The following is a 7,624-nucleotide window of genomic DNA, read 5'->3' on the forward strand; positions in this document are numbered from 1 at the left end:
GCCCGCACTGTGTTGAAGAGAAGGGCAGGGGTCAGTCCTTGGCGCGGGCCGCGTGCTTGCCGCCGATCACAAGCGCGAGCAGCGAGAGCAGGGCGGCCGCGGCGCACCATGCCCCCGGGATTGCCTTGTCACCGGTGGCGCCGATCAACGCGGTGCTGATAGCCGGGGTAAAGCCACCGAAGATCGCCGTCGCCAGGCTATAGGCCAGGCTGAAGCCCACGGTGCGGACGTGCGCCGGTATGATCTCGGTCAGGAAGACGATGAACGCGCCGTTGTAGGTGGCATAGATGGCCGCCAGCAGCAGTTCCACCGCCAGCAGTCTGCCAAAGCTTGGCGCTGCAACCAGCCAGCTCATCAGCGGGTAGGCCAGCAATCCGCCCAGCACGGTGGCCGTGATCAGCAGCGGCTTGCGCCCAACCTTGTCGGACAGCGCCCCCATGATCGGCTGCAGCGTGAAGTTGGCAAGCCCGACACACGCGGTGACGAACAGGCTTTCACCCGAGGACAGCGCGAGTTCCTTGCTGCCGAAGGTCGGCGTGTAGGCCGTGATCATGTAGAAGAACACGGTGGTCATCACCGCCATCAACGTGCCCTTGAGCACCAGGCCCCAGTTCGCAGCGACGATGCCCACGATCTGGTTGAGCTGTGGGTGCTCCTGGCGGTTGAGGAACGCCTCGGTCTCTTCCATGTGACGACGGATGACGAACAGGAACGGGACCATGATGCAGCCGATGACGAACGGCACACGCCAGCCCCACGCCTGCATCGTTGCGGCATCGAGCGAGTTTGAGACGAGCAGGCCGATCAGTGCCGCGAAGACCACGGCGGCTTGCTGGCTTGCCGACTGCCACGCGCAGAAGAAGCCCCGGCGGTGCGGTGGCGCAATCTCGTTGAGATAGACCGATACGCCGCCCACCTCGACACCGGCCGAGAGGCCCTGCACCAGGCGACCGACCAGGATGATGATCGGTGCGGCTAGGCCGATCTGCGCATAGGTGGGCGTGATGGCGATGGCCAGCGTGCCCGATGCCATGAGGCCCAGTGTCAGCAAGAGACCTTTGCGGCGGCCGTGATTGTCGATGTAGGCGCCCAGGACCAGCGCGCCGACGGGACGCATGAGGAAGCCCGCGCCAAACGTCATCAGCGTCAGCATGAGCGAGGCAAATGCGCTGCCGGTTGGGAAGAACGCCTTGGCGATGTAGGTGGCGTAATAGCCGAACACCATGAAGTCGAACATTTCCAGGAAGTTGCCGCTGGAAACGATGAAGATCGACGTGAAGGCCGAACGCGTGCTGGCCCGTGGCGCTGCCGGTGTCGCTGGCGGCGGATTTGCGGCGGAAGCTTGGGTCATGGCAGAACCTTCTGCGGTGCAGGCTCGAGTCCGCTCTCGCGGATGATGGCACTGGCCTTGGGAGAGGCGAGATAGGCAATGAGCGCCTTCGCGTCGGCAGGATGGGGCGAATAGGCGACGACGCCGGCGGAAAAGGTCGTGACCTTTTGCAGGTCGGCCGGCAGCAGGCCGACGATGCGGATACCCTTGACCGGCTTCAACTCGCTCAGTTGCTGGAAGCCCAGCTCTGCCTCGCCACTGGCGACAATCTGGCCGACGGGCGTTGCGGGGATCATCCGGCCCTTGCGGCGGACCTGATCGGCGATGCCCAGCTTGTCGAGCATCGTCGTCTGGATATAGACGCCCGAAGCGCTGTCGGACCATGCCACGGACCTGGCGGCGAGCAGCGCCGAGCGGACTGCTGCGGCCGTACTGATGTCGGGGGCGGGCGCGCCAGCCTTTACCGCGACGGCGATCTTGGACAGCACGAGATCCGTTTGCGTACCGGGCATGATGGAACCGTCGGCAGTCAGCGTGTCGAGCGCAGACCTGGCCAGGATGACGACGTCAGCAGGTTCGTGGCGTTCCAGGCGGTGTGGGATCGCTTGCGGGGTCTCGCCCATCGAGGGGCCGTGTGCGATGACGATGTGGACGCCGGTTTCCCGCTCGTACTGCTGCGACAGACGCGCGAAGGCGGAGGTGAAGCCGCCCGAGGTCAACACCCGCAGTTCCGTGTGCGGCCCGTGTGGTGCGGGCGTGCTGGCAGGCGTGTTGGCACTGCATCCGGCCAGCGCCGCCATGGGCAGCAGCAACCTTCCCAGCATGCGGCGCAGCTTGTTCTGGGTCTGGCGCGCACGCGCATGGGCGATAGTTGGCGCGTTCATATATCCTCTCACTGCTTGCTCGACCCGCTAAAGCCGCCACCGTTGACAAAGGGGGCGGCAGCTTCAGGGCAGCAACAGGAAGTCAGAATATGGCCGTTTCATCAAATGCAACGATCGGCACTCTTTATGCGTTAAGCGCATAAATCATGCGCCTTCGGCCGGCCCCCCAGCCGCCACGCTGCCTTCAATCTGGAATGGTGTCGTTCCTTCCGCGCTCCCGCCAGGCGTCACAGAGCAGGCCGAGCAGCCGATGCGCGGCAGGAGACAATGCGACGGCAGGACGACGCAAAACGCCGATGGTGCGGAAGATTGTCGCGCCCTGCAGCGGCTTCCAGACGAGATCGCGCGCCTCTGGTCCTTCGCACGCCAGCCGTGGCAGGATGGACGCGCCCAGCCCGGCATCGACCAGCGCCAGGGCCGAAGTGAGCCGGGTAACTTCGTAGAACCACCGCAGATCGAGATTGAGCGGTGCCAGGCCCGCGTCCAACGTCGTGCGGTTTCCGCTTCCCGTATGGACCGTCACCAACCGCAGTCCCACCAGGTCTTCCCAGCGCGGCTTGTCGATTGCTGCCAGCGGATCATCCTTGCGGCAGACCAGTCCATAGTGATCGTCGTAAAGCGGTTCGAACACCAGATCGGCGTCGCTCGAGACCGGTAGCGCAAGGCCAAATTCCGCCGCGCCGGTGCGAACCGCCTCGGCGCACTCCGTCGCGGAAAGGTCCAGCACCCTTACCCGCACATTGCGATAATCCCGCCCGAATTGCTCGAGCACGCTTGGCAGAAAGCGAACCGTTGCGCTGGGTATGCTGGCCAGCACGATCCGCCCGTCCTGCCGCTCGCCCAGCGCCATCTTGCCAAGGAGCGAGGTGTCGATTTCGTCGAGCAGGCGGCGGACCAGTGGCATGATCTGCTGGCCGGCCGGGGTCAGGCGAACGCTACGGGTGCTGCGTTCGAACAGCGCCTCTCCCACCAGCGCTTCCAGCTTCTGTACCCGGCGGCTGAGCGCGGGCTGCGACAGATTGAGCTGGTGCGCTGCGCGAACGAAGTTGCGGCACTCGGCAACAGCGACCAGCGATCGCAGGTCGAGTATTTCGCAGTTCAACAGGCTCACCCTGGTCGTTTAGCACGCGCGTGCCGGTTGTTGCACCGGCAAATCACGGCCTGTTCCCAAGCATGCGTCGCGGCGCTGCCCAGCTCGAACAGGCGCCCATCGCCGATTATGCCCGCGTCCATGCAGACCAGCGGGGTGCGCTGGTCGAGATCGTTGCCTACCGGGAGTGTTCGCGGTGGTGAATGAAGCCAAGTATCGGTTGCGGGTGGCTATGATCACCGCAGGCGCTTGTAACCGGGCGACACCCGGCAACGATCTGATGGCCAAGGCGGTGCTGCCACGGCTGGTAGAAGCCGATCAGCGGTTGCATTCGCCATCGACCAAATCCCGAAAATAGCGCGGATGGCAAAGTTGGCGCAGCGACGCGTTAGTATTTCGCAATGAATCCGTCTCGGCATTGGACATGGCGATCAAAGTCATTGCTAACGGCATGTTAGGGATGGCAAGGCAAACAGGCGCGTGTTTCCTGCTGCCAGGGATGCCCTGCGATGCCCTCGATTCCACTTATTGCCCCCAATCCCCCGCGCTTCAGCGCTCTGGCCGACGAGCTTGCGGCGATTGAGCAGCGTGGCATTTTCAGCAACGGCGGGCCGGCGGTGCGGGCGTTCGAAGCAGCGGCGGTGGCACAGCTGTTTGGCGGGAAGGGGGATTGCCTGGCCGTCGGCAATGCCACGCTGGGCCTGATCCTGGCCATTCGGCATGCTGCCGGGCCGCGTCTTCGCCCTGGCGCTCTGGCACTGGTGCCGGCCTTTACCTTTGCCGCCACGGCCCAGGCGGTGGAATGGGCCGGCCTGACGCCGCTGATCCACGATGTCGATCCGCAGACCTGGGCCTCTGATCCCCAGGCGGAAGAGCGCCTGCTCGCGCGCCATGGCGCCCGCGTGGCGGCGATCGTGCCTTATGCGGCATTCGGGCGCAGCCTCGATCTTGATCGCTATGCCTGGCTGGCCCGGCGGCATGGCGTGGCGGTGGTGATCGATGCTGCGGCCTCGCTCGGCAGTTGCGATGCCCATGGCGTCAACTTCGGCGCAGGCGCCCCGTTCGCCGTGGTCTATTCGATGCATGCCACCAAGACGTTCGCCACGGGTGAGGGCGGGCTGATCCACAGCGGCAATGCTGATCTGATCGCGGCGTTGCGGCGGATGAGCAACTTCGGTTTCGGGGCTGCCCGCGCGGCGGAACTGCCCGGCCTTAATGCCAAGCTGTCGGAAGTGGGCGGGGTTCTCGCCATGGCCAAGCTGGCGGAACTCGATGCCGTCTGCAGCCATCGTGCCGCGCTGGCCGATGCCTATCACGCGGCCCTGGATCGGCTGGGGCCGGGCTTTGCCGCCCAGGCACCGATGGCGGCGGGGCGGCAGGCGTTCCAGTTCTGGTCATTGCTGCTGCCGGCTCATCTGGCGGCACACCGTCCAGCCCTGATTGCCGCCCTGGCCCAGCGTGGCGTGGGCGCCGGCCACTATTTCAGCCCGCATCTGGGCATGCAGCCGTGGTTTCGCGACCATGCCCTGATCGAACCTGTGCCGGTGAGCGATGACCTTGCCGCGCGCGTGCTGTCCCTGCCGATCACCGATGGGATGAGCCTTGCCGATGTCGATACGGTGATCGAACAGCTCATGGCCGCCATCGCGGCGGTCACGCCGGGCGCTGACGGGCGGCCAAAGGGGGATAAGCAGACGATGCCGCCATGCGCGACGTTCGAAACCGTGCTGATCGGTGGCGGCCCGGCCGGCACAGCGATGCTGACCGCCGCCAGCAAGCAGAACCGGCTCGGTGTCCTGGCCGAAGGATTGGCCGTGGTGGAGCAGGGGCCGGCATTGGGGCGGGGCGAACTGGGCCAGTATGCCATCCGCTCCGACAGTACGGCCGAAACCTTTCTCAGCGCGGTCAAGGACAATGCCCATCCCGAGCTTGCCGCGCTGATCGATCATCCGGCGGGCATGACCATGGCCGGACACATCGGCGCCTTGGGCGCACCGCTGGTCGAGGCGGGAGACCTGCTCGCAGTGACGGGAGACCGGTTGTGCGATGTGGCTCTCGCCCATGGCGCCAGCGTGCTGACCGGGCATGCCGCGCTGCGTGCCCAGCGCGAAAGCGACGGCCGCTGGCGCACGACGGTGCGGGATGGCGCGGGGCAGACGCGTGACCTGCTCTCGCGCCATATCGTGCTGGCCACCGGCGGCTATCAATGCCCGCAGGCCGTGCATGCGGCGCCACTGGCCGGGGGCACGCTGGGCGACATTGCCGGGAAGCGCCTCGTGCTGTCGGACGCCTTCCTGCGGCTGGGAGGAATGGATGCGCTGCGCCAGCGGCTTGCGGCGCGGAGCAATCCGCACAGCGCCCCGCGCATTGCCATCGTTGGTGGATCGACCAGCGCGCTGGCGGCGGCGGTCCTGCTGCTCAAGGCCGATCCTGCGCTGTCGCTCGGCGCCGGGGGCATCACTCTTTTGCATCGTCGCCCGTTGCGGCCGTTCTACCCCTCGCGCGAAGCGGCATTGGCCGAAGGCTTCACCGATTTTACCGAGGCGGACATCTGCCCGGTCAGCGGCTTCGTCTATCGCCTCGCCGGGTTCCGGCTGGAAGCGCGCGAACTTGTGCTGCGCATGCTGGCCGTGGGCGGACGCGCGCCGGAACCGCGCCTGACGCTGTTGCAACTGGACCAGCACGATCCGGCCGCGGCGCGCGCGGCGCTTGACGCAGCCGACGTGGTGATCGGGGCAACCGGCTATCGGCCGCGCGCCTTGCCCTTGTTCGATGCGGCAGGCGCGCCGATCATGCTCGCCTGCGATGGTCCGCAGCCTGGCCCGATGGTCGATCGTCACTGCCGCCTGCGCGATGCCGCCGGGCAGATCGTGCCGGGCGCCTACGGCATCGGCCTTGCCGCCGGCTTCGTGCCATGGGGTCCTTTGGGTGGAGAGCCGAGTTTCCGTGGCAACGCCAATGGGCTGTGGCTGTGGCAGAATGATGTGGGGCAGATGATCGTCGATGCGGTCCTGCCGGCCACCAGCGCCGCACCCTGCCAGGCCGTGGCATGACAGATGCACCCCTGATCAGCGTGGTGATGGCCGCCTATAACGGTGGCGCCCTGATCGGGGACACGATTGCCAGTGTCCTGGCCCAGACCCTGCCCGATTTCGAACTGGTGGTGGTCGACGATTGTTCCACCGATGATACTCTGGCCCGCCTGCGCGAGGTGGAGGATCCGCGCGTGCGGGTGATTGCGGCTCCGCGCAATGGCGGCCCGGTAGTGGCGCGCAACCTGGCGTTTGCGGCGGCGCGTGGCCGATTCATCGTCGGGCTGGATCAAGACGACTTGTGTCATCCGGCCCGGTTTGCCGTGCAGCACGCGTTTCTCGAGGCCAACCCGCATGTCGTGCTCGTGGCCTCCGCGGTCGATATCCTCAAGTCTGGCGCGATCTCGGGGCCGCGTGCACCATTTCATACCTCGCCGGCGTTGATCGATTGGCGGTTACAACTGGGCAATCCGCTGGTCTGGTCGTCGGTGATGTTCCGGGCCGAAGCCGCCCGCCGGCTTGACGTGTTTGAGCAGGTCGATCGGCTCTATGCCGAAGACTTCGATCTCTATCACCGGCTCGCCCGGTTCGGGGCGCTCGCCCGAATCGACACGCCGCTGGCGACCTATCGCATCCATCCCGGTGGTGCCTCGCAGCGCTATACCGCGCGGATGGAACAGAGCGCGGCGGCCGTTCTGGCCCAGCCTTACACAGACTTGTTCGGTGCCGATGCGCCACGGGCGGCGCATCTGGTCTTGCACCATTTCACCGGCGGCGTGCCGGTGCCCTGTCGCGATACCCTGGCCGAGGTGGGCCGGCTGGTCGCGGTGGTCCATGGGCATTTCATGGCGACGCGGCGGCCCGATGCGGCCGATCTGGCTTTGATTCTGGCAGAATACGCCCGTCTGTGGTGGCGGCTGGGCGATGCCTGCGTGCGTTCGGGCACGCTGTCGCGGGCAGACGTGGTGGCGCTGTGCCCGGCCGGGTTGGCGCAACACCCACGTTCGCGCATGCGTTCGGCCACGTCGCTGCTGATCGGAACGGGCCGCGCGCTGGCATCGCGACTCAAAAGGGCCTGATTCTGTCACGCAAACCGCTGCAGTGAGTCGCGCGAACACCGCCGAAAAGGCGTTGATCACAAAAATGTAACGCCAATAAGTCCCGGAAATACTGGGTTTTTGGTGGCTATGGCACCCCTGTGGAAAAATGGCCGTTGACGGTTTGGGCAGTGCTCCATATATGCCGCTTCACCGATGCGGTGCAGCCGGTTTTTCCGGCGGCTTGGTTG

The 7,624-nt window shown here is 66.0% G+C and carries 6 protein-coding genes; 3 read left to right on the forward strand and 3 right to left on the reverse strand.

Going from position 1 to position 7,624, the window contains the following annotated elements; genetic code table 11:
• Positions 1–31 precede the first annotated feature (31 nt).
• The 3 genes from FHW97_RS19550 to FHW97_RS19560 all read right to left on the reverse strand — a co-directional run bounded on the left by FHW97_RS19550 (position 32) and on the right by FHW97_RS19560 (position 3,325).
• Positions 32–1,351: an MFS transporter gene (locus tag FHW97_RS19550; protein ID WP_168353348.1), complete on the reverse strand. Its 1,320-nt coding sequence runs from the start codon at positions 1,349–1,351 to the stop codon at positions 32–34.
• Positions 1,348–2,214 (reverse strand): molybdate ABC transporter substrate-binding protein, encoded by an 867-nt coding sequence (gene modA, locus FHW97_RS19555; RefSeq protein ID WP_168353347.1) that lies wholly within the window; start codon positions 2,212–2,214, stop codon positions 1,348–1,350. The genes FHW97_RS19550 and modA overlap by 4 nt, the downstream gene beginning before the upstream one ends.
• A gap of 184 nt (positions 2,215–2,398) precedes the next feature.
• Positions 2,399–3,325 (reverse strand): LysR family transcriptional regulator, encoded by a 927-nt coding sequence (locus FHW97_RS19560; protein WP_028657921.1) that lies wholly within the window; start codon positions 3,323–3,325, stop codon positions 2,399–2,401.
• Between the two features lie 175 nt (positions 3,326–3,500).
• Between FHW97_RS19560 and FHW97_RS19565 the strand changes: the two genes are divergently transcribed.
• The 3 genes from FHW97_RS19565 (at position 3,501) to FHW97_RS19575 (ending at position 7,415) form a co-directional block, all read left to right on the forward strand.
• Positions 3,501–3,662, forward strand: coding sequence for a hypothetical protein (locus tag FHW97_RS19565; protein WP_171799559.1), 162 nt, complete (start codon positions 3,501–3,503; stop codon positions 3,660–3,662).
• A 151-nt stretch (positions 3,663–3,813) separates the two neighbouring features.
• Positions 3,814–6,357: an aminotransferase class I/II-fold pyridoxal phosphate-dependent enzyme gene (locus FHW97_RS19570; protein ID WP_168353346.1), complete on the forward strand. Its 2,544-nt coding sequence runs from the start codon at positions 3,814–3,816 to the stop codon at positions 6,355–6,357.
• Positions 6,354–7,415: a glycosyltransferase family A protein gene (locus tag FHW97_RS19575; RefSeq protein ID WP_168353345.1), complete on the forward strand. Its 1,062-nt coding sequence runs from the start codon at positions 6,354–6,356 to the stop codon at positions 7,413–7,415. Before FHW97_RS19570 ends, FHW97_RS19575 begins: the two co-directional genes overlap by 4 nt.
• The last annotated feature ends 209 nt before the right edge of the window (positions 7,416–7,624 follow it).

Source organism: Novosphingobium sp. SG754 (assembly GCF_013149315.1).
GTDB classification, from domain to species: Bacteria; Pseudomonadota; Alphaproteobacteria; order Sphingomonadales; family Sphingomonadaceae; genus Novosphingobium; species Novosphingobium capsulatum.